Source organism: Nocardia sp. 348MFTsu5.1 (assembly GCF_000383535.1).
Lineage (GTDB): Bacteria > Actinomycetota > Actinomycetes > Mycobacteriales > Mycobacteriaceae > Williamsia > Williamsia faeni.
On record NZ_KB911514.1, the window covers coordinates 24,114 to 43,889 of the forward strand.

Sequence of the window (19,776 nt, forward strand, 5' to 3'; positions counted from 1 at the left end):
GGCGGTTCCGGCAACCGTGAACTGAACAAGCGTGGCAGCATGGCGGCATGCGTTTGACCGTGCTGGGTTGTACTGGCAGTTTGTCGGGCCCCGATTCGCCCGCGTCGGGGTACCTGCTGACAGTGCCCGGCCGGCAGCCGGTGGCGATGGATTTCGGTCCCGGCGTCCTTGGTTCACTGCTGCAACATGCTGATCCGAACGACGTCGCCATCGTGCTCAGCCACCTGCACGCCGATCATTGTCTGGACCTCCCCGGCCTGTTGGTGTGGCGTCGCTACAGCCCGGTGCCGGCGGTGGGCAAAGGCACGTTGATCGGGCCGCCGGGGACAGCGCAGCGGATCGGCGCGGCGTCGTCGGAGTATCCCGGTGAGGTCGACGACATCACCGACACCTTCGAGGTCGGTGCCTGGACCGACGGCGGTCAGATCGAGATCGGTGGGATGACTTTCTTCCCGCGCCGGGTCAATCATCCGCCGTCGACGTTCGGTTTTCGCGTGACCGGTCCCGAAGGTCAGGTACTCACGTACAGCGGCGACACCGGCGTCTGCGACGAATTGATCGAACTGGCCGAGGAAGCCGACGTGTTCCTGTGCGAGGCGTCGTGGACCCACGATCCGGTCAACCGGCCGCCGAATCTGCACTTGTCGGGTCGTGAGGCGGGGGAGGCGGCGGCAAAAGCCGGCGCCAAGAGTCTCCTGCTGACCCATCTACCGCCCTGGACGTGGGCCGACGATGTGTTGGCCGAGGCTCGCTCGGCGTACGACGGACCGATCCGGGTGGTCCGCCGCGGCGACGAAATCGACATCGCCTGACAACCACTCACGCGGCCGGGCAACGGGTATCGCCCACCCCGATACGGCGTGCGGGGCGACTCGATAGGGTGGTCCCTGTGAGTAGACGTGCAGATGGCCGAACCGATGACGAACTGCGGAAGGTGACCATCACCCGTGGTTTCACCAGTCACCCCGCCGGATCAGTACTTGTTGAATTCGGGGACACGCGGGTCATGTGCACCGCCAGCGTCACCGAGGGCGTGCCGCGTTGGCGTCGTGGATCCGGGCTCGGCTGGCTGACCGCCGAATACGCGATGTTGCCGGCAGCCACCCACGACCGTTCGGACCGTGAGTCCGTCAAGGGCAAGGTGGGCGGTCGGACTCAGGAGATCAGCCGGCTGATCGGGCGCTCGCTGCGCGCCTGCATCGACCTGGCAGCACTGGGGGAGAACACCATTGCCCTCGACTGCGATGTGCTGCAAGCCGACGGTGGTACCCGCACCGCCGCGATCACGGGAGCCTATGTGGCGTTGTCCGATGCGGTCACCTATCTCAACGCGGCCGGGAAACTTGCTGATCCACAACCGATCTCGTGTGGGATCGCGGCGGTCAGCGTGGGTGTTGTCGACGGCCGCGTCCGCCTCGACCTGCCGTACGAAGAGGATTCGCGCGCCGAGGTCGACATGAACGTCGTCGCAACCGACACCGGCACGCTCGTGGAGATCCAGGGCACCGGCGAGGGCGCCACGTTCCCGCGGTCGACCCTTGACCGCCTGCTGGATTCGGCAATGGCCGGCATCGAGCAACTGTTCGTCGTGCAGCGCGAGGCTCTGGCGTTGCCGTACCCGGGTAAGCTCCCCGAACCCGAACTCACCGGCAAGCGAAAGACTTTCGGTAGCTGATGGGCCAGATCCTGGTCGCCAGCCGCAACAAAAAGAAGCTGGCCGAACTGCGTCGTGTTGTCGAGCAGGCGGGTATCGAGGGTCTGGACGTGGTCGGTCTCGACGAAGTGCCCCCCTTCGAGGAGGCGCCCGAAATCGGCGCGACGTTCGAGGAGAACGCACTCGCCAAAGCGCGTGATGCCTATGCGGCCACCGGATTACCCTGTGTTGCAGACGATTCGGGTCTCGAGGTCGATGCACTGAACGGCATGCCGGGTGTGTTGTCGGCGCGATGGTCCGGACGCCACGGTGACGACATGGCCAACACCGAGTTGTTGCTCAATCAGCTGGGCGACGTTCCCGAGGAACGTCGCGGCGGGGCATTTGTGTCGGCCTGCGCGCTGGTGACCGCCGACTCGGAAGTTGTTGTCCGGGGTGAGTGGCGTGGGCGGATCATCTCAGAGCCTGTTGGCGACAACGGTTTCGGCTACGACCCGGTGTTCGTTCCCGACGAGGAATCGGCGAGTGGCCGCAGTTCGGCGCAGCTGTCGCCGACCGAGAAAGACGCGTTGAGTCATCGCGGCCGGGCGCTGGCACAGTTGATTCCGGCGCTGCAGGAGCTGGCCGCGAACTGAACCGGGGATCGGGGCCTGGTTCGGTCAGACGTCGAACTGGGCCCGGATCTCCAGGGTGCGCTTGTGCTCCACCCAGAACGACAGGAACGGAATCGTGCCGGCGATCAGCGTCAGGATCGCTTTACCGATCGGCCAGCGAACCTTGATGCCCAGATCGATCGCCATGATCAGGTACACGAAGTAGACCCAGCCGTGCACGATCGGGACAAAGTCGAGGCTGTGGTTGTCGAATCCGTAGGCCAGGATCAACTCTGCAACAAGCAGGAGTAGCCACAGGCCGGTGACCCACGCCATCACCCGGTACCGCAGCAGCGCGCCCTTGATCTTGCTCGGCGGTGCCGTTTTGGTGACTGTGGTGGTCGACTCGGCGGGGGTCTGGCTCACTGATTGCTCCGTTGCGGGTTGTCGGTGGGGTGATCGTTGGTGCTGTCGGTGCGGGTTGCCCGATGAGAGTTCGGATCGGCCAGCTCGGCCAGCAGTCGGTTGTACTCGGCGATCTGTTCGCCGTCGGCGGTGCCGTCGTCGACCAGCGGTGTCGGTGCCGAATCCGGGCGGGGCGGCAGGATCCCTTCCGGGATCTCCGTCATGCCCCGGCTGTTGAGCTTCTCGACCTCATCGGGATCGGATTCGAGAACCACGAACTTGCGATAGGCGTAGACGCAGAACGCCGCGAACGCCGGCCACTGCAATGCGTACCCGAGATTCTGACCGCTTCCGGAGCTCGACTCGAAACGGCTCCACTGCCACCACGCCAGCGCCAGGCATGCGGTAGCTGCGACAACAACCAGCACTATGAGGGCTGGTCGGTGCCTCCGTTTGTTCGATGCCATGTCTTGACGGTACCTAAGTGATTCAAGTCGCAGGTCAGCCGGTACTCTGTCTCCTGCACGCGCGAGTGGCGGAATTGGCAGACGCGCTGGATTTAGGTTCCAGTGTCTCAGGACGTGGGGGTTCAAGTCCCCCCTCGCGCACAATTCGAACATCCAGCTCAGGGCGATCTTTGGCCCTCACCTGCTGATATCCAACTTGGGGCTCGGAGTTGCTGTGAGTGTGTTCGAGCCCTTTTCAGCACCAAACGTGGTCAAAACGTGGTCAAGTTCGCCAGCATCAACCATGTGATGCATCCGGTACTCGTGTGTCGGAATGGTCCGCTCGATGGCTCGCCTGATCAGCCCATTCAATGCTTGAATCTCACCGTGACGCAACCACCGAAACAACCAAGTTGGGACCGCGAACCTCTGTCGCCGGAACAGAAGAGGCGCAACAACAAGATCGTCATGCGGGCCGGCGTCGGACTGTTGGTCTTCTTCGTTGTGGTGGTGCTCCCCATTGCCATATTTGGTGCCGATGAGGATTCCGATGCGGAAGGTCGAGTCGACGTGACCGTCACCGACTTCACGTCCTACCCGCCTCCGACTGCCGCAACGACGTTCACGCCACCGCCGGCCACCACGCCGACGCTGACAGTTGCCAATGTTGCCTGCGAGGCCGCACCGGACGCCTACGTCAGCGCGATCGAGATGAGCCTGATCGACTCGTCGCTCGCCCTTGAGAATCTGCAGTCGTTGGAAGCGCCTCGCGGACTGGTCTATATCGGAGCCGACGTACTACGGGACGGTGAACGGGAGTCAGGTCAGGACATTTGGGTCGTGAAGGATGACGTGATCTATGCCTTGTCCGGCTCGGCCAACAAGCTCTCGATCTTGCCCGATGGGCGGGACCTGCTCGACGTGAACATCAGCGCGGGGGACGAGTACGGTTCGGCGCTGCAGAACTGCGTGGCGAGGGTCCGCCAGGGTGGGTAACGCAGGACGCCTGTCGCACACCTGATCTACAGTCTTCATCCGTCGGGTCCGCTTCTGGGGAGGGGTACGGCCCGACGCAAAAGAACGCCCCGAACCGTCACGGCTCGGGGCGTTCTCTGTGGCCACGAACCTGTAGTTCGTTCAGATGACGTCCGAAACGCCTTTTGCGAGCCCTTTACGATCAGCGTCGGAGAACATCAGTTTCTCAGCGAATACACAGCAGGAAGTAACACATATGACAACGCCTCCACCGCCCTCCTCGCCCGAACAATCGGGTCTACCCAACTGGGCACAGCAGCCGCCACAGTGGAGCCCGGGGCCCCCTCCGCCGCCGGTGAAGAAGAGCCGCAAGGGATTGTGGATCGGGTTGGCCGCGGTCGTCGTCGTCGTCGTTATTGCCGCGGCAGCCGGTGGTGGCGAAAGTGACGAGAAAGAAAGCAACGCCGCATCGACATCGACGTTGGCGCCGGCTCCGGCTCCGGCTCCGACCACTGTTGCGGAGACGACTCAGTCCGCGCCGCCTGCGCCGGTCACCGAACCGGCCGCACCCGCACCCGCACCAGCGGCTGCTCCGTCGGTCGCACCAGCGCCCGTCCAAGCACCAGCACCCGCACCGCAGGTCACCGCATCGCAGAAGAACGCCGCCAAGTCGGCTAAAAAGTACCTGGAATACACGTCTTTCTCTCGTAGTGGCCTCATCGGGCAGTTGGAGTTCGAAGAGTTTTCTACCGCGGACGCCACCTATGGCGTTGACAGCCTCCACGTCGACTGGAACGCGCAAGCTGTGAAAACGGCCAAGAAGTACCTGGACTACACTTCTTTTTCCCATGGCGGACTTGTCGACCAATTGGTCTTTGACGGGTTCACAGACGAGCAAGCCGAGTACGGTGTGGTCGGCGCGGGCATGTAGCCCAAACTCACGTGACGCTAAGAACGCCCCGAAACCAGTTCGATCCTGGCTCGGGGCGTTCTCTCTCGTTTCGTGGATGTCAGAGTCGGCGGGCGCGTGCTGGTTCCCTGTGTGCGTTTAGATCAACGAATGCCTCACGAAACCAGAACGATCTATGACGTCGAGTAGCACCCAGCCTGGATGGCATCCAGACCCTGAGGGTGTCCCAAATCAGCTTCGGTGGCGGGAAGGTCTGCAGTGGACCAGTGCTACGCGTCCCATCGGGTATGCACCTCAACCTAGCCTTGGAGGGCATCGCCAGCGCTATGGACGGGAGGCGGTCGCGATCTCGAGGCACGAGCTTGATGATCTAGGACGCCAGCTAAATGCGTTGCGCGACAGTTTCCCTGGCGAGTTCGTGTGATCGTGGTGGAAATGAAGAACGAGCACGGTGAGGTATACGTCGCTGGTGCCGAACTCAGTGAATTCAAGCATGAGTTCGATGGTCGGTGCTGGTGGTGTGGGGCCGAAAAGGTCACTTCGGAGCACAAGTTCAAGCGCTCAGATCTCAAAGCGCTCGGCGATGATGCGCTGCTGTGGACAGATGGTGTCGAGTGGCAGCAACTGCGGAGCTCGGGAGATCGACGCGCTCGGCACAATCAGAAGAACCTGTGCAGTCGCTGCAACAACGAGCGAAGCCAGCCCGCGGATCGTGCCTGGCAAGCACTCAGCGAATATACGTTTGAGAATTGGGTGACCATGGGCGGTCGGGACACACTCGACCTAGGTGAGTTGTATGGCGACCATCCGCTTGAGTTGTCACGACAGGCGCTCGAGTTGCAGCAATATGTCGTTCGGCAACTGGGGTGCCGTATCAGCAACGACGGATTCAGAGTTCCTGACGACATCAGGTCCTATCTCGACAGCGGCGCGAATAACGGCAGTCTTGGCATCTGTCTGTTCTACAGTCATGAGCGAGCAGCCCTGATGGACCGGCAGGCACCGATAACCATGCTCTCGATCGGACCACTGATCGCAACGATAAGCAAGAGCAAGAGAATTCCAACCGCCTTGGTCACCGAGATCTGCGTCGGGCCAGTCGGCGCTCTTGTCAAGTGGAGTTCCGACGAACCAGTCGGCGGGACGATTGCTAGTCGGTTCGCAAACGTCTACTCGCGTGCCGGCCTTCCGTACCTCGAAATACATCAGCCGTGGCCAATTCTCGAATCGGACCCGGGGCCCGAATAGGTGCCACGCCAACGAGGCCGAAGGAGTGTTATGGGCGGGACTGTCCGGACTAATCACCGCACAAACCTGGCACCGATCAGTCACATCGTCGCTCATCCACCCAACATCGCCGAGCAGCTCGCGGGCGACGGCGTCGGCATCCGCTGCCAAAGATGCGGCGGCGAAGGCATGGACTACTGCATTGGAAGCCAGAGTCGATGCCGGGAGCCGACATTGTGCCTGACGTGCACCAGGTTTGACGCAAAACCGCTGGCAACAGACTTGTCGGAGGGCACTGATAGAAATATCTCATGGGTTCGGGGGTGGCAGATCTGATCAACCGTATCGAGGGCATGGCTCTTGATGCGGAGGAGATCGTTGCTGTCCGTGAAGTGTTGTCCCGCAGGCTTGTTGATGTTTCGTTGGCGATGTTGTCGGACAAAGAAACAGTGAACCTCGCTCAAGTTGTCGAGATGCAGACCCGTCGTGATGAAGCCGTGAAGGTTCGGGTCGCAGTCGAGTTGCGGGAGCGGTCGGTCGCCGCGAAGCAGGGTCTCAAGCACAACAAGTTCTTACGTCACCACCTACGCATCTCGGCGACCCAGGCCAGCGCGCGGTCGAAACGCGCTGAACGCGTGGGTGAATGGCACACACCATCGGGTGAGGTCACCTCGCCGGTGTATCCCACGACGTGGCTGGCGTTGCGGGACGGTGCGATCGGAATCGCCCATTACAACGTGATCGATGAAGTGTTGCGGGCGTTGCCGGGAACGATTCGTAGTGATCTGGCTCTGTGGTCCGAGGGTGAACGGTTGATGGCCGAAGCCGCCCGGACGATGGATCCGGATGAGTTGAAAAGGGTGGGCCTGCATCTACATGCCTACCTCAATCCGGACGGTGAGTTCGATGACGTCGACCGGGCGCAAAAACGAGACCTGAAAGTGTCCAAGCAGGGTGCCGACCATATGGCGGGGATCAAGGGCACGTTGGATCCGGCCACCAAAGCGTTGTGGGACATCGTGGCCGCGAAGTGGGCCGCGCAGGGGATGAACAACCCGAACGATCCGGACTCACCCACCGGGAGCGCAGACAAGGCTGATGCTGAGACGCTCAAGGCCGCAGCCAAGCGTGATACCCGCACCCCGGGTCAGCGCAATCATGACGCGTTCAAACGGTTGATGGAAATGGTGGTCGGGCAAGGCATCCTCGGTCAGCATCGTGGTCTGCCCGCGCAGGTCATCGTGACGATGACCCTGGAACAGCTCGAGGCCGAGGCCGGCTTGGCGACCACCGCCTCCGGCGGGGTGGTGCCGGTCCGCGATGCCCTGCGCCTGGCCGGTGTGAGCCGCAAGTTCCTGGCGTTGCTCGACGACAAACACCGCCCCCTGTTCCTCGGCCGTGAAAAACGATTGGCCACCGCATATCAACGCCTGGCGTTGATCGCCGCCGAACGGGGATGTTCCCGGCCGGGCTGTGATGCGCCCGCGACGGAAACCGCGGTGCATCACACAGTCGAGTACTCCAAGGGCGGTCGTACCGATATCACCGTCCTGACCCTGGTCTGCGGTCCCGATCACGGTCACATCCATGACGGGGACACCGGGTGGATCACCGAGATCATCAACGAGGGCACCGGCCCACCGGGCTGGCAGGGCCGAGTCGGGTGGCGCCAACGCGGAACCCTGGATCCGCCGCGGCCCAACAACACTCATTTCCCGGAGAAGTACTTCACGAATCCGGAGTTGTGGAATCCCGACAGCGACGCCGACGCCGAATGGTTCAAGCAGCGCGCCCGCGCGGCATTCGAGCAGAAGGCCGCCGAGGCACCGGTGTACAAAGTCGACTTCGGCTGGCGCCGCGCGATCTACCGCGCTGCCTGATGTGTCCGCTGATTGAGCTGAAATGGCGGGCGGCGTCTTCCACATCCGCGTTCGCGTCTGCAGGTATCGCCGCCCTGCCGTAGTTGAGACTAGCAGAGATTCGAACGTATGATCGAACGGTGAAGGTGGCGAATATTGGCGGAGACGGTGGGCAACCCCGTCGGCCGGCGTTTGTTCGAGTTGGCCATGTTGCCGTGTCGATAGACCTCGTGACGCTCTACGCCTACCAGCCGCATCACTCCGGCATCTATCACCCCGAAGGTCTGCAGTTCCGAAGGAAGACGGTCGGTGTCCTCACCGAGTGGGGGATGACCGAATGGGGCGAGTGGTTCGGCAAGGTCACGTACACGATCCCGGCGCGGGGCCGTGACGAGAAGGTGACGCATTGGGTACCCGGCTGGGTACTGCGGCCGATCGAGGAGTCGAAAAGCACCTGACTCGAGCCGACGGGTGGTCCCGAAGTGGCACCGCAAGACATTCGAGCGGATGCTGGAAATACCATGTTTGCCAGCCTCGCAGCCTCCGGCCACAAGTCCGCACGAGCTGTCGTGGCGGGCTGGTTGATTGCTGTGCACATCCTGTTGACGGCCTCGGTCGGTGCGGTGTTCTGCGGTGCCGGCAGCGCGACCGAGGCCGGCCCCGACGTGATCGCGGCGGACTCGGCGACAGCGAACCAGAACTACGTAGACGCAGCCGCCGAGGCCGCAGCGAATGCGGCCGATGGCATGGGACGGATCGAGCTCGAGGCAGCCATCCTTGATACGCAGACCGGTCAACTGGCGCTGGGTGGTCGCCCTGCAATTCCGATGTTGTCGGCGTCGCTCTCGAAATTGATTGTCGCGGTGGACATCGTCGACAGGAGACGCGCTGAAGGGTTGGTGGTGGATCCGTTCGCCATCGATCTGATCCGGCAAGCACTCGGGCCTAGCGACGACCTTGCGATGAACGAGCTGTGGACTGGCTTCGACGGGGCAGGAGCGGTCGGCCGGGTGGCGGCGCGACTTGGCCTGACCGGAACGGTGATGCCAGAAGATCCGTCCATTTGGGGTGAGGTGACGGTCACCGCCGCGGACATCGCGCGGATCTACCGGCACGTGCTGCGCATGCCGCAGCGCGACCGCGACCTGATCATCGGGGCGCTCGCCGCGGCACCAGCCGTGGCCGCCGATGGCTTTGATCAAGATTTCGGTCTGCTGGCTCCGCGGTCCACCGGCCCGATCGCCGCCAAACAGGGGTGGATGTGCTGTTGGGGCACGACCAGCTACTTGCACAGCGCGGGACTCGTCGGTGACGAAGGGCGGTTTGTGGTGGTTCTGCTCAGTCGTCAAGAGCTCGAAGAAGATTGGCAGGCAGGACGGGACCGCCTTACAGCGTTAACGAATACCGTCAACGAGGTGTTGAGCGCCGCAGTCGGCGTCGTACCGTAGCCGGAATGTGACGTCGGTCCCGCGCGGGCACGTTTGGGGAACACAGCTGCAGTGCCCGCCGTTGACCGGTCGCCAAGTAATCGAGGAGTTGTTGATAGTGAGTGCGTTTCCACCCCCACCGCCATGGACCAATGGCTTCCGCGCGCAACAGGCCGGCCTACACCCGGACGGTGATGGGGTGACGTCGCGAAAGAGTCGTGGCGACAAGCTGGAATGGTTGATCCTGGCGGTCCTCGTGGCGGTTGTGGTGGTTGTGCTGGTACTGAAGTAGAGAACCAAAGGGAGATCACCGCGACGGTGATCTCCCTTTGTTTTGTACCGCTGTTGTGTTCCGCCGAGGCGGTCCTACTTGGTGTAAAGACCCTCGATCTCAGTGTTGTGTGAATCGTGGATCACGTTGCGCTTGAGTTTGAGCGTGGGAGTGAGCTCGCCCGACTCGATGGTGAAGTCGGTGTCGATGATGCGGTACTTCTTGATCGCTTCGGCCTTGGACACCAGAGCGTTCGCCGCGGCGATGGCGTCGTCGATGTCGGCGCGTATTTTCTCGTTGTCCAGCAGATCTGAGATCGGCGTGTCCGCGGGGAGTTCGTGCCGATGGAGCCAACCCGGCAGTGCCTCTGGATCCAGGGTGACCAGGGCGGCGATGTACGGCTTGTTGTCGCCGACGACCAGAGCCTGGCTGACCAGCGGATGGGCGCGGACGGCATCTTCCATCTGGGCCGGCGAGACGTTCTTGCCGCCGGCGGTGACGATCAGTTCCTTCTTGCGTCCGGTGATGGAGAGGTATCCGTCGTCGAGGGTGCCGATGTCGCCGGTGTGGAACCAGCCGTCCTTGATCGCTTCGCTGGTGGCCTGCTCGTTCTTCCAGTAACCCCCGAAGACCACCGGTCCCTTGAGCAGGACCTCGCCGTCGTCGGCGATGGCCACCGACTGGCCGTGGACGGGGCGGCCGACGGTTCCGATGCGTTGTGCGCCTTCGGCATTGACTGTGACGGCCGCGGTGGTCTCGCTCAGTCCGTAGCCCTCGAAAATCGGGATACCGACGCCGCGGAAGAAGTGGCCGAGGCGTGCGCCCAGAGCTGCACCGCCGGAGACGGCGCTGTCGCAATTACCTCCCAGTGCGGCGCGCAGCTTCGAGTAGACGAGGACGTCGAAGATCTTGTGCTTGACCTTGAGGACCAATCCGGGCCCGCCGGATTCCAGGGCCTTCGAGTAGGCGATGGCGGTTTCGGTCGCGGCGGCGAAGATCTTGCCCTTGCCGCCGTCCTCGGCCTTCTGCTCGGCGCTGTTGTAGACCTTTTCGAACACGCGGGGGACCGACAGCAGGTAGCTGGGCTTGAACGCGGCCAGGTCGTCCATCAGCGTGGGGGTCACCGTGGTGTGACCGAGCTGCACGAGATGCACGATCGATGCCACCGAGATGACTCGCGCGAAGATGTGCGCCAGCGGGAGGAACAGCAGCGTGGAGCTGCCTTCCGACATCAGGTCCCCGAGGGTGACACGGACCGCGTGGCATTCGTGGATGAAGTTGGCGTGGGTCAGTGCCACACCTTTGGGCTTACCGGTGGTGCCGGAGGTGTAGACCAGCGTCGCGACGTCGGACGCCAGGGTGTTCGCGTGACGCTGTTCGAGTTCGTCGTCGCCGATCCCCTCGCCTCGCTTGACCAGTTCCTCGATGGCTCCCTCCTCGATGACCAGCGTCTCTTTGAGTTCGGCGGCGTCGGCCAGTGAAGGCGAGTGCTGCGCCTTCTGATTGGCGTTTTCGACAACCAGCAGCGATGTGCCGGAGTTCTCGACGATGTACTGGACCTGCGACGACGACGAGGTCTCATAGATGGCGACGGTGGTGCCGCCGGCCCGCCAGACGGCGTAGTCGACGACGGTCCACTCGTAGCGGGTGGCCGAGAGGATGGAGACCCGGTCGCCCGGTCCGACGCCCGAGGCGATGAAACCCTTGGCGACCTTGTCGACGAGATCGGCGAACTCTTTGGTGGTCACGTCGTACCAGGAGCCGTCCGCTGCACGGCGCTTGAACAATGCTTTTGTAGGTGACTCCGAGCGGTGCTTCAGCATCGAATCGACGATCGATGCCTTCTCCGGAACAACGAAGTCAGAGGGGACGGTGATCTCTTGCACGTTGGCCTCCAGTGGAAGGTTGGGGCGGAGAGCGGGTGGCCGACCAATTCGGACACCAGTGGTTGTGGGCCAGGTTACCTTTTCGCGTTACTCGCGAGTAGGGCGCGGGCAGTGTATGCGTATCGCATCCTCACCACGCGGGTTGGGAATAACGGATTTGAGCTGATCACGGCTACAGTGGGAACCGATGACAGACAGTATTGGTGCGGTCCCCACGAGTGATATGGCCGCCGAAAATGAAGAAACCGTGACCTTTGCAGACCTCGGGATGGATCCCCGTGTGTTGCAAGCACTCACGGATGTGGGTTATGAAACCCCTTCGCCGATCCAGGCAGCGACAATTCCGCCGCTCCTCGACGGCCGGGATGTGGTCGGTCTTGCACAGACCGGTACAGGTAAGACCGCCGCCTTCGCGGTACCGATTCTTTCGGGCATCGATCCGAGCGCTCGTAAGCCCAAAGCGCTGATCCTCGCACCGACTCGTGAGCTCGCATTGCAGGTCGCCGAAGCCTTCGGGCGTTACTCGGTTCACCTCCCCGGTGTGAAGGTCCTGCCGATCTACGGTGGCCAGAGCTACACCGTCCAGCTGTCCGGTCTGCGCCGCGGCGCCCAGATCATCGTGGGCACACCTGGTCGCGTGATCGATCACCTCGACAAGGGCACCCTCGACATCTCCGAGCTCGACTACCTCGTCCTCGACGAGGCGGACGAGATGCTCAACATGGGCTTCGCCGAAGACGTCGAGCGGATTCTGCGCGACACCCCGGAGAGCAAGCAGGTCGCTCTGTTCTCGGCCACCATGCCGAAGACCATCGGACGGTTGTCGCAGCGGTACCTCAAGAATCCGGTCGAGGTCACCATGAAGGCCAAGACCGCGACCGCGTCCAACATCACGCAGAAGTACTTGCAGGTATCGCACCAGCGCAAGCTCGATGCGTTGACGCGCGTGCTCGAAGTCGAGTCGTTCGACGCGATGATCGTCTTCGTCCGTACCAAGCAGGCCACCGAGGACCTTGCCGAGCGTTTGCGTTCGCGTGGCTTCTCGGCGGCAGCGATCAACGGTGACATCGCCCAGGCGCAGCGTGAGCGGACGATCGCTCAGCTGAAGAACGGTCAGGTCGACATCCTGGTCGCCACCGATGTTGCTGCCCGCGGACTCGATGTCGAGCGGATCTCGCATGTCCTCAACTACGACATCCCGCACGACACCGAGGCCTATGTGCACCGCATCGGACGTACCGGCCGCGCCGGTCGTTCGGGCAATGCGCTGCTCTTCGTCTCGCCGCGCGAGCGTCACCTGCTCCGGGCGATCGAGAAGGCCACCCGGCAGCCGCTCGACGAGATCGGCCTGCCCAGTGTCGATGACGTCAACGCGCAGCGTGTGGCGAAGTTCGGCGAGTCGATCACCAGCAACCTGGGATCGGACAATCTCGACCTCTTCCGCAAGCTGATCGAGGACTACGCCAGCGAGAACGACGTCACGATGGCCGACATCGCGGCCGCCCTGGCACTCGAAACGCGTGACGGCGGATTCCTGCTGTCACCCGATCCGCCGGCAAGCGAACGCAAAGACCGTGACCGCAAGGAACGCACTGAGCGTTCCGGGCGCGGTGACGGAGATTTCGCGACGTACCGCCTTGCTGTGGGACGTCAGAACAACGTCACGCCGGGTGCAATCGTGGGCGCAATCGCCAACGAGGGCGGCCTGTCCCGTGGAGACTTCGGTCACATCAGCATTCGGGCCGACCATTCCCTGGTCGAGCTGCCTCGCAACCTCGACCGCGAAACGTTGTCGCGGTTGCGCAGCACCCGAATCGCCGGTGTTCCCATCGGGATCAAGAAGGATGAGGGATCTCCGCGCGGTCGTTCGCAGGGGTACGGCAACAAGTCATACGGCCGCGACCGACGCGGTACGCAGAAGGTAGCGGGTCGAGGCCGACCCTAGATAGTCCCTGTTCGAGGCTGTTCCTTATTGCCAAACCATGTCCGTGTTTGGGCTACGTTCGTTAATGTGAAACATTCCCGTAACAATGCGGGTCTGCGACGCGACCTAACGAGTGGCGCACGTGCTTTTGAGCAACACGAAGGTTTGAGCAGTAGGAATGGTGATGAGTCCAGTGGCGACGGCGGATCCGATCTCGGCGGCAGAAGCCGCCGAACATCGCGATCGCGGAACGGCGATAGTGGTCGACATGCGACCACAGGTGGTCCGGCATCAGGGCAGTTTGCCCGGAGCCGTGGTGGTCGAACCCGGTGAGTTGCACGATGCATTCGAACCGGGGTCGAGCCGCCGAATCGCTGCGATCGACGGTCTCGACACCGAGATCGACGTCGTGTCGGTGAAGTCACAGGCCGCCCGGATCGCCGAGAAGATCGCCGCCATGGGATACACCAACGTGCATTACGTTGTCGGCGGGTATCGCGCATTGCGCACCGCCATCGGACACAAGTGACAACAGGGCCGTCAACTGGGCCGTCAACCAGCCACGCGGTGTGAACCGAGGCGCTTCAGCGGGTAGCGTTCAGGGTGGCAAAGAGTGTCAACCTGAGGCTTAACTCGAGGACGTGATGACCGATTCGGTGTCCGGCGACGACCGGCGTGGCAGAGTTCTGCGTTTGTTGCAGTTCCTGCATGAACTGATCCGCGCAAAATCGTCAGTCATTCGTGATGTCGACGACCATGCCGGCGTGGTGTGGCTCGGCGACAGCTACGACATTCCGATGAATCGCGATGCGGCCGTCGGCCAGGTGATCACCGAGCTGTCGCGCGACAATCCTGCGCAGAACACCGGGTATGACCTTCTCGCGCAGGCGATCGACGAATTGGCCGAGCGCCCCGAGTCGCTGGAACTGGTCCTCGCGTCGGGACTGCTGACATACGGCGACCCCGTGCTGGTCCGAGAGCATCTCGTGACACAGCCCGTTCTTGCCCTGCACGACCACACTGCGGGAACCATCACGGTCAAGCTGGCCGGTGGTTCGCAACCAGAACTGCATGCCGGACATCTGCTGACCGGTTTCGAGGGGTTCGATCTCTCCGCCTCGGCAGAGGTGGCCGGTCAATTGGCCACCACGCGTTCGCCGGTCGCGGATTCCATCGAGAAGTTCTTCACCAAATGGCGCCGTGCGGTCGCCGATGATCCGGCGTCGGTGAAAGTCGACCTGGAGCCGGCGCTGGTGCTCCGGCGCCGCGGTTCGGCCCCGCTCCTGGATTATTACGAGTCGATGATTGCCGCCCTTCGGGACGAGTCGAACGAGATCCCGGTCGGTCTGGCCCAATTGGTCGAACCGGTGGAGGCCGAGGAACGTATCCAGCGCCTGCGCGAGAGCGGCGCCATGTCGGCCGAAGAGCTCATCGAGGACGCGCTGTATCCGTTGCCGTCCAACGTCGAGCAGCGTGACATCCTGGCCCAGCTCGGTCTCGACAGCGGCGTTGTGGTCGAGGGGCCTCCCGGAACCGGTAAGACGCACACCATCGCCAACCTGATGACCGCTCTGCTGGCCAAAGGGCAGCGGGTGCTGGTTGTTTCGGAAAAGGCGCAGGCCCTGCATGTCCTGCGTGACAAACTGCCCGTCGAAGTTCAGCAGCTCGCGGTATCGATCACCGACGTCACCAAAGACGGGTCGCAGTCACTGATCGACAGCGTGGAGGCGATTGCCAATCGCAAGGGGAGTTTCCAGTCGCGGGTGGCGACCAGTGAGATCAAGAACCTGAGGTCCAAGCGTGACCAGGCCCGTTCCAAACGGGAGCAGATCCTGCGCGAGATCTGGCAGCTTCGCGAATCCGAGACAGAAAAGCACGAGTGGGTTGCCGCCGGCTACAGCGGCACCGCCGCCGGAATCGTCCGGCAGTGCAATGACGTTGCCGCACAGTATGAATGGCTTCCGGGGCCGCTACACAGTGCGCTGCCGCCGCTGGAGTCCGAAGAGTTCGACCGGCTTCTCGAACTCCTGGGTCGACGTACCGAGCGCTGGTCGAGCCGGCTCGGTCAACATCTGCCCGACCTCGACGTGGTGTTGCCGGGGACGATGGAACTCGAAACCATCTGCAGTCGGGTACGTAATCGCCCCGTCGAAGAGATGGTCGGCAGCGGGTCGCTGCTCGCGATCCTCGCCGATGTCGACAGCGCCCGTTTGCTCAGGGTCAAGGCACGGTGTGATCGGCTCGGTGCCGCGGTGCGTGAAGTCCGTACGTTCCCACCACATCTGCAGCAGATGGCCGACCGTTTGCTCTCGGGTGAGGCGTCATACCTGTGGAATCGGGTGACGGCATTGTCGGGTGTGATCGACGACGCCACCGAACGCGACACCCGGATCGGCACGCACACCATCGAAGGTGGTGGCGCCGCGCCCGGCGATCTGGTGCTCTACGAGAAGGCCGCCGAGTACCTCGAGTCCGGTGGCCAGTGGCGTGGGCGTTTCCGAAAAGCTCCACAGCAGAAGGCCGTCGAAGATCTCGGTGCCACGTTCACCGTGGACGGCCGTGAACCGTCGGATGCGGCGTCGCTGCGCCTGGTCGCCGATCATCTCGGTGTGCTCGACGCGGTCGCGCGTGTGCAGGCGATCCTGGCCGAGGTGAACGTCCCGATGGATACCTCCGGGGCGCGTTCGGTGCAGCTCGGCCGGTTGGTTCGTCTCGACGGACAGCTCGCCTGGGTATCCGAATTGCTCACCGGCCGTGATCAGTTGGTCCGTGAACTCAATGCGATCAGTCCTGGCGGTCCACGGCCGAAGAGCATCGACGAGGTCGAAGAGGTTGCCCGGCAGGCCGGCGCGATCGCCGCGGCCAACGACGGTGTGCTGGCCCGACGCGAGCTCGACGATGTCGCCCGAGCACTGTCGGCCGAGGTCGAAAAAGGTCCGTCGCCGGAAGGGGACGCGCTCCTGGCCGCGGTGCGGGCAGCCGACGCAGATGGGGTGCTTGAAGCACGCCGGGCCTGGTACACCGCCCGCGGAGAACTCGAAAACCAGGGCGCCCTCGATCTTTTGGAATTGCGTCTGAAGCAGAAGGCGCCCGCGCTGGTGAAGCTTCTGATCGAGACGTCCGACGACCCGGTCTGGGAGGACCGGCTCGCCGACCTCGATGCCGCCTGGTCGTGGCGCCGCGCCTACCAGTGGGCCCAAGAGCGCAGCGATCCCACCCGCGAGACCCGTCTCGAAGCCGACCTCGACGAGGTCGAGGCGGACATCACACACTTCACGGCCAGGTTGGCTGCCGCGTGTGCCTGGCGAGAGTGCCTGGAGCACATGACCGTCAGCCAGGTGCAGGCGCTGCAGTCGTACCGCGACCACATCACCAACATCGGGAAGGGTTCGGGCAAACATGCCGAGCGCTTCCGGCTGGCGGCCCGGTCGGCGATGGCACAGGCCCAGACGGCGGTTCCGGCATGGATCATGCCGATCGCCCAGGTTCTCAGTTCGGTTGCGCCTGCGCAGAACTCGTTTGACGTGGTCATCGTCGACGAGGCCAGCCAGGCCGACATCTCCAGTCTGTTCCTGCTGTGGCTCGCGCCGCGCGTCATTGTCGTCGGCGACGATCGTCAGTGTGCACCAGGTGGTTTCGGCGGATCGGGGATGGAAGAGGTGTTTGCCAAGCTCGACACCTATCTGCCCGACATCCCGCAATACATGCGTGACAGCCTCACTCCGCGGTCGAGTCTGTTCTCGATGCTTCGGACGAGGTTCGGTCATGTGGTGCGATTGCGCGAACACTTCCGGTCGATGCCCGAGATCATCGAGTTCTCGAGCCGGCAGTTCTATCCGGATTCACCGCTGGTCCCGGTCCGCCAATTCGGTGCCGACCGGTTGCCGCCGCTGCGGACGCACCACGTCGAGGACGCCCGCAGTACCGGATCGAACTCGTCGCTGGTCAACGTGGATGAGGCAAATGCGCTGGTGCGTCTGCTGACCGAGTGCGCGGACGACCCGCGCTACGACGGCATGTCCTTCGGTGTCGTGGTCCTGCAGGGGCAGCGTCAGGTGGATCTGGTCACCCAGTTGTTGCGGGAAGCGATCGACCCGCAGGTGTGGCGTGACCGCAGCCTCCGGGTCGGCACACCGCCCGACTTCCAGGGCGACGAACGGCACGTGGTGTTCCTGTCGATGGTTGTCTGCCCCGACACCAACGTGAATGCTTTGACCCGCAGCGAATCTCAGCGGCGCATCAACGTTGCGGCATCACGCGCGATGGAACAGTTGTGGCTCGTCCACTCCGTTCAACCCGACGATCTCAAAGAGAACGATCTGCGCTATTCGCTGCTGACGTACTTGCAGAAGACCGAAGGTGCGCTGGTGGATCCGATCCCGACGGGCGTGACCCCGACTGCACGCACCGAACCGTTCGATTCACTTTTCGAGCAGCAGATCTTCGTCGACCTGGTCGACCGTGGGTTCTATGTGAATCCAAAAGTAGTGGTGAACAACCGGATTGTGGATCTGGTCGTCACCGGAAGTGATGCACGGCTGGCTGTCGAGTGCGACGGCGACGAGTTCACCAGCACGCCCGAACAGGCCCGCGCGGACATGGAGCGCGAGCGTGAACTCCGCCGATGTGGCTGGCGTTTCTGGCGGGTCCGGGAATCGGAATACCTGCTGAATCCGGGGCACGCACTCGACGGTCTCTGGGACGAACTCGAAAAGCGTGGTGTGCGGCCCGATTCGGTGGGGCCCGACCTTGCGGGCGGTCCGGTCGAGGACCCCTGGGAACCGTTGACCCTGACCCACGGCGACTAGCATTCAGCCCGCCGGCGGGACTTCCTGCAGCAATGCGGGGAGCCCGACGGCTGCGGTGGTCTGCATGAAGTGGGTCACCAACGAGCTCAAAGGTGTTGGCTCCGGGTTGATCTCGATCACCGGGATGCCTGCGGCGAGAGCCCGCTCGGGCAATGATGCGGCCGGGTAGACGATGCCCGAGGTACCGACGACGATCAGCAGGTCGCATCCGGCGGCGGCGTCGGCAGCACGTTCCCAGGCGTGGGAGGGGAGTGGTTCACCGAACCACACCACACCGGGGCGCACCTCTGACAGACACCGGGGACACGACGGTGGTTGGACGCGGAGCGTCTCGGTGGCGACCTCGGGGTCGGCGTCGATGCCGGAATAGGGCAGATCGCAGTGGGAGCATCTCGGTTCGAACAGACTGCCGTGCAGATGCGCGGTGACCGCGCTACCGGCGCGCTCATGGAGATCGTCGACGTTCTGGGTCACCACCATGACGGTCCGGCGGTCGGCCCACTCGGCGAGCGCCACATGGCCGGGATTGGGTGTGGTCGAACGGACCAATTTGGCCCGCCACTGGTACCAGGCCCACACCATCGCCGAGTCCCGGGACCACGCCTGCGGTGTGGCCAGTTCTGTCGGGTCGAAGCGTTCCCAGAGTCCGGTCTCGGCGTCCCGGAAGGTCGGCACATTGCTCTCGGCGGACATTCCGGCGCCGGAGCAGACCGTCACCCAGGCTGCGCCTCGCACCAGATCTGCGATGGCCGGGTCGAGCGTGGTGTCGGTCATCGGCGAGGACCCTCCAGTTGGGCACGCAGGATCGCGGCCGTTGCGGGCATGTCGTTGTCGCGTCTGGTCAGCAGGCCCCGTGCCAGGGTCAGTTTGTCGCCGTGATGACGCGGCACCACGTGCAGGTGGGAATGGAAGACGGATTGGAATGCTGCACGCCCGTCGTTGACCAGTAGGTTCACGCCGTCGGCTGCGATCGACGATGCGCGCAGTGCGGCCGCGATGGATTGGCCCGCCACGAAGAGTTTGCCGCCCAGTTCCGGGCTCAGTTCGGCGAGGTCGGCGGCATGCTTCTTCGGGATGAGCAGGGTGTGACCGGGGCGAACGGGGCGGATGTCGAGGAAGCCCAGGATGTCGGTGTCTTCGTAGACGATGTGGGCCGGCGACGAGCCGTCGGCGATGGCACAGAAGATGCACTCCGTCATGACCCCAGCCTAATGGGAGCCGCTGACGCGACAGATAGTGACCAATTCAATTGTCACGGTTCGATAACAACTTTTTGTGTCCGATTTTCGCCGTCCGAGTGATCGTTCGGGGGGTGTGAACTGCCTATCATCCGATTGCTTGCCCCCCTTTGCGGATTGCTGGAGGGGGTGCCCGGGAGGTTACCCGCGGGT

Annotated in this window: 19 protein-coding genes and 1 tRNA gene; 15 read left to right on the forward strand and 5 right to left on the reverse strand. The window is 63.3% G+C overall.

Going from position 1 to position 19,776, the window contains the following annotated elements:
- Positions 1-47 precede the first annotated feature (47 nt).
- From H290_RS0112630 to H290_RS0112640, 3 genes are all read left to right on the forward strand, one after another.
- On the forward strand, positions 48-812 hold the full coding sequence (locus H290_RS0112630) for a cyclic nucleotide-degrading phosphodiesterase (RefSeq protein WP_020107178.1): 765 nt from the start codon (positions 48-50) through the stop codon (positions 810-812).
- A gap of 77 nt (positions 813-889) precedes the next feature.
- Positions 890-1,675 carry a ribonuclease PH gene (rph, locus tag H290_RS0112635; RefSeq protein WP_020107179.1) on the forward strand — a complete coding sequence of 262 codons (786 nt, stop codon included), beginning with the start codon at positions 890-892 and terminating at the stop codon, positions 1,673-1,675.
- A complete protein-coding gene (locus tag H290_RS0112640) occupies positions 1,675-2,289 on the forward strand; it encodes a non-canonical purine NTP pyrophosphatase (RefSeq protein WP_020107180.1) in 615 nt (204 codons plus the stop codon). Before rph ends, H290_RS0112640 begins: the two co-directional genes overlap by 1 nt.
- 24 nt (positions 2,290-2,313) lie before the next feature.
- On the opposite strand, the gene H290_RS0112645 is transcribed toward H290_RS0112640, so the two are convergent.
- Both H290_RS0112645 and H290_RS0112650 read right to left on the reverse strand, forming a co-directional pair.
- Complete coding sequence (locus tag H290_RS0112645) at positions 2,314-2,673, reverse strand: DUF3817 domain-containing protein (RefSeq protein ID WP_020107181.1); 360 nt, start codon at positions 2,671-2,673, stop codon at positions 2,314-2,316.
- Positions 2,670-3,119 carry a glucitol operon activator gene (locus H290_RS0112650; protein WP_036518870.1) on the reverse strand — a complete coding sequence of 150 codons (450 nt, stop codon included), beginning with the start codon at positions 3,117-3,119 and terminating at the stop codon, positions 2,670-2,672. Before H290_RS0112650 ends, H290_RS0112645 begins: the two co-directional genes overlap by 4 nt.
- 59 nt (positions 3,120-3,178) lie before the next feature.
- On the opposite strand from H290_RS0112650, the gene H290_RS0112655 reads away from it, so the two are divergent.
- The 9 genes from H290_RS0112655 (at position 3,179) to H290_RS31165 (ending at position 9,788) form a co-directional block, all read left to right on the forward strand.
- Positions 3,179-3,260, forward strand: a tRNA-Leu gene (locus tag H290_RS0112655).
- 225 nt (positions 3,261-3,485) lie between these two features.
- The gene (locus tag H290_RS30205) at positions 3,486-4,094 is read left to right on the forward strand and encodes a hypothetical protein (RefSeq protein WP_155976831.1); all 609 of its coding nucleotides are present in this window, start codon (positions 3,486-3,488) and stop codon (positions 4,092-4,094) included.
- A 235-nt stretch (positions 4,095-4,329) separates the two neighbouring features.
- The gene (locus tag H290_RS28465) at positions 4,330-5,004 is read left to right on the forward strand and encodes an Ltp family lipoprotein (RefSeq protein WP_081631571.1); all 675 of its coding nucleotides are present in this window, start codon (positions 4,330-4,332) and stop codon (positions 5,002-5,004) included.
- A 154-nt stretch (positions 5,005-5,158) separates the two neighbouring features.
- Complete coding sequence (locus H290_RS32025) at positions 5,159-5,407, forward strand: DUF2510 domain-containing protein (RefSeq protein ID WP_036518872.1); 249 nt, start codon at positions 5,159-5,161, stop codon at positions 5,405-5,407.
- Positions 5,408-5,418: 11 nt separating this feature from the next.
- Positions 5,419-6,231 carry a hypothetical protein gene (locus tag H290_RS0112675; RefSeq protein WP_051121989.1) on the forward strand — a complete coding sequence of 271 codons (813 nt, stop codon included), beginning with the start codon at positions 5,419-5,421 and terminating at the stop codon, positions 6,229-6,231.
- A gap of 290 nt (positions 6,232-6,521) precedes the next feature.
- Positions 6,522-8,090, forward strand: coding sequence for an HNH endonuclease signature motif containing protein (locus H290_RS28475; protein WP_051121991.1), 1,569 nt, complete (start codon positions 6,522-6,524; stop codon positions 8,088-8,090).
- Positions 8,091-8,215: 125 nt separating this feature from the next.
- Complete coding sequence (locus tag H290_RS0112685; protein ID WP_028463118.1) at positions 8,216-8,527, forward strand: hypothetical protein; 312 nt, start codon at positions 8,216-8,218, stop codon at positions 8,525-8,527.
- Between the two features lie 63 nt (positions 8,528-8,590).
- A complete protein-coding gene (locus H290_RS28480; protein ID WP_020107187.1) occupies positions 8,591-9,517 on the forward strand; it encodes a hypothetical protein in 927 nt (308 codons plus the stop codon).
- Between the two features lie 97 nt (positions 9,518-9,614).
- Positions 9,615-9,788 (forward strand): hypothetical protein, encoded by a 174-nt coding sequence (locus H290_RS31165; RefSeq protein WP_020107188.1) that lies wholly within the window; start codon positions 9,615-9,617, stop codon positions 9,786-9,788.
- A gap of 74 nt (positions 9,789-9,862) precedes the next feature.
- Here H290_RS31165 and H290_RS0112700 read toward each other — a convergent pair whose 3' ends face one another.
- Positions 9,863-11,653, reverse strand: a complete 1,791-nt coding sequence (locus H290_RS0112700) for a long-chain fatty acid--CoA ligase (protein WP_020107189.1) — start codon at positions 11,651-11,653, stop codon at positions 9,863-9,865.
- 223 nt (positions 11,654-11,876) lie between these two features.
- Here H290_RS0112700 and H290_RS0112705 point away from each other — a divergent pair, with 223 nt between their 5' ends.
- From H290_RS0112705 to H290_RS0112715, 3 genes are all read left to right on the forward strand, one after another.
- Positions 11,877-13,598 (forward strand): DEAD/DEAH box helicase, encoded by a 1,722-nt coding sequence (locus tag H290_RS0112705; protein ID WP_020107190.1) that lies wholly within the window; start codon positions 11,877-11,879, stop codon positions 13,596-13,598.
- Between the two features lie 157 nt (positions 13,599-13,755).
- Positions 13,756-14,106, forward strand: coding sequence for a rhodanese-like domain-containing protein (locus H290_RS0112710; protein ID WP_020107191.1), 351 nt, complete (start codon positions 13,756-13,758; stop codon positions 14,104-14,106).
- 115 nt (positions 14,107-14,221) lie between these two features.
- Entirely contained in the window at positions 14,222-18,385 is a 4,164-nt protein-coding gene (locus H290_RS0112715; protein ID WP_020107192.1) for an AAA domain-containing protein, read from the forward strand.
- A 3-nt stretch (positions 18,386-18,388) separates the two neighbouring features.
- Here H290_RS0112715 and H290_RS0112720 read toward each other — a convergent pair whose 3' ends face one another.
- Together H290_RS0112720 and H290_RS0112725 are read right to left on the reverse strand one after the other, a co-directional pair.
- Entirely contained in the window at positions 18,389-19,159 is a 771-nt protein-coding gene (locus tag H290_RS0112720; protein ID WP_020107193.1) for an NAD-dependent deacylase, read from the reverse strand.
- On the reverse strand, positions 19,156-19,584 hold the full coding sequence (locus H290_RS0112725; RefSeq protein WP_020107194.1) for an HIT family protein: 429 nt from the start codon (positions 19,582-19,584) through the stop codon (positions 19,156-19,158). The genes H290_RS0112720 and H290_RS0112725 overlap by 4 nt, the downstream gene beginning before the upstream one ends.
- Positions 19,585-19,776: the final 192 nt, after the last annotated feature.

What these genes read in the sequence shown, in the direction of transcription:
- H290_RS32025 (WP_036518872.1), top strand. Translation starts at nt 5,159, where the DNA reads ATGACGTCGAGTAGCACCCAGCCTGGATGGCATCCAGACCCTGAGGGT.
- H290_RS28465 (WP_081631571.1), top strand. Translation starts at nt 4,330, where the DNA reads ATGACAACGCCTCCACCGCCCTCCTCGCCCGAACAATCGGGTCTACCC.
- H290_RS0112675 (WP_051121989.1), top strand. Translation starts at nt 5,419, where the DNA reads ATGAAGAACGAGCACGGTGAGGTATACGTCGCTGGTGCCGAACTCAGT.
- H290_RS0112650 (WP_036518870.1), bottom strand. Translation starts at nt 3,119, where the DNA reads ATGGCATCGAACAAACGGAGGCACCGACCAGCCCTCATAGTGCTGGTT.
- H290_RS0112640 (WP_020107180.1), top strand. Translation starts at nt 1,675, where the DNA reads ATGGGCCAGATCCTGGTCGCCAGCCGCAACAAAAAGAAGCTGGCCGAA.
- H290_RS0112705 (WP_020107190.1), top strand. Translation starts at nt 11,877, where the DNA reads ATGGCCGCCGAAAATGAAGAAACCGTGACCTTTGCAGACCTCGGGATG.
- H290_RS0112630 (WP_020107178.1), top strand. Translation starts at nt 48, where the DNA reads ATGCGTTTGACCGTGCTGGGTTGTACTGGCAGTTTGTCGGGCCCCGAT.
- H290_RS0112720 (WP_020107193.1), bottom strand. Translation starts at nt 19,159, where the DNA reads ATGACCGACACCACGCTCGACCCGGCCATCGCAGATCTGGTGCGAGGC.
- H290_RS0112715 (WP_020107192.1), top strand. Translation starts at nt 14,222, where the DNA reads ATGACCGATTCGGTGTCCGGCGACGACCGGCGTGGCAGAGTTCTGCGT.
- H290_RS28480 (WP_020107187.1), top strand. Translation starts at nt 8,591, where the DNA reads ATGTTTGCCAGCCTCGCAGCCTCCGGCCACAAGTCCGCACGAGCTGTC.
- H290_RS0112725 (WP_020107194.1), bottom strand. Translation starts at nt 19,584, where the DNA reads ATGACGGAGTGCATCTTCTGTGCCATCGCCGACGGCTCGTCGCCGGCC.
- H290_RS0112710 (WP_020107191.1), top strand. Translation starts at nt 13,756, where the DNA reads ATGGTGATGAGTCCAGTGGCGACGGCGGATCCGATCTCGGCGGCAGAA.
- H290_RS28475 (WP_051121991.1), top strand. Translation starts at nt 6,522, where the DNA reads ATGGGTTCGGGGGTGGCAGATCTGATCAACCGTATCGAGGGCATGGCT.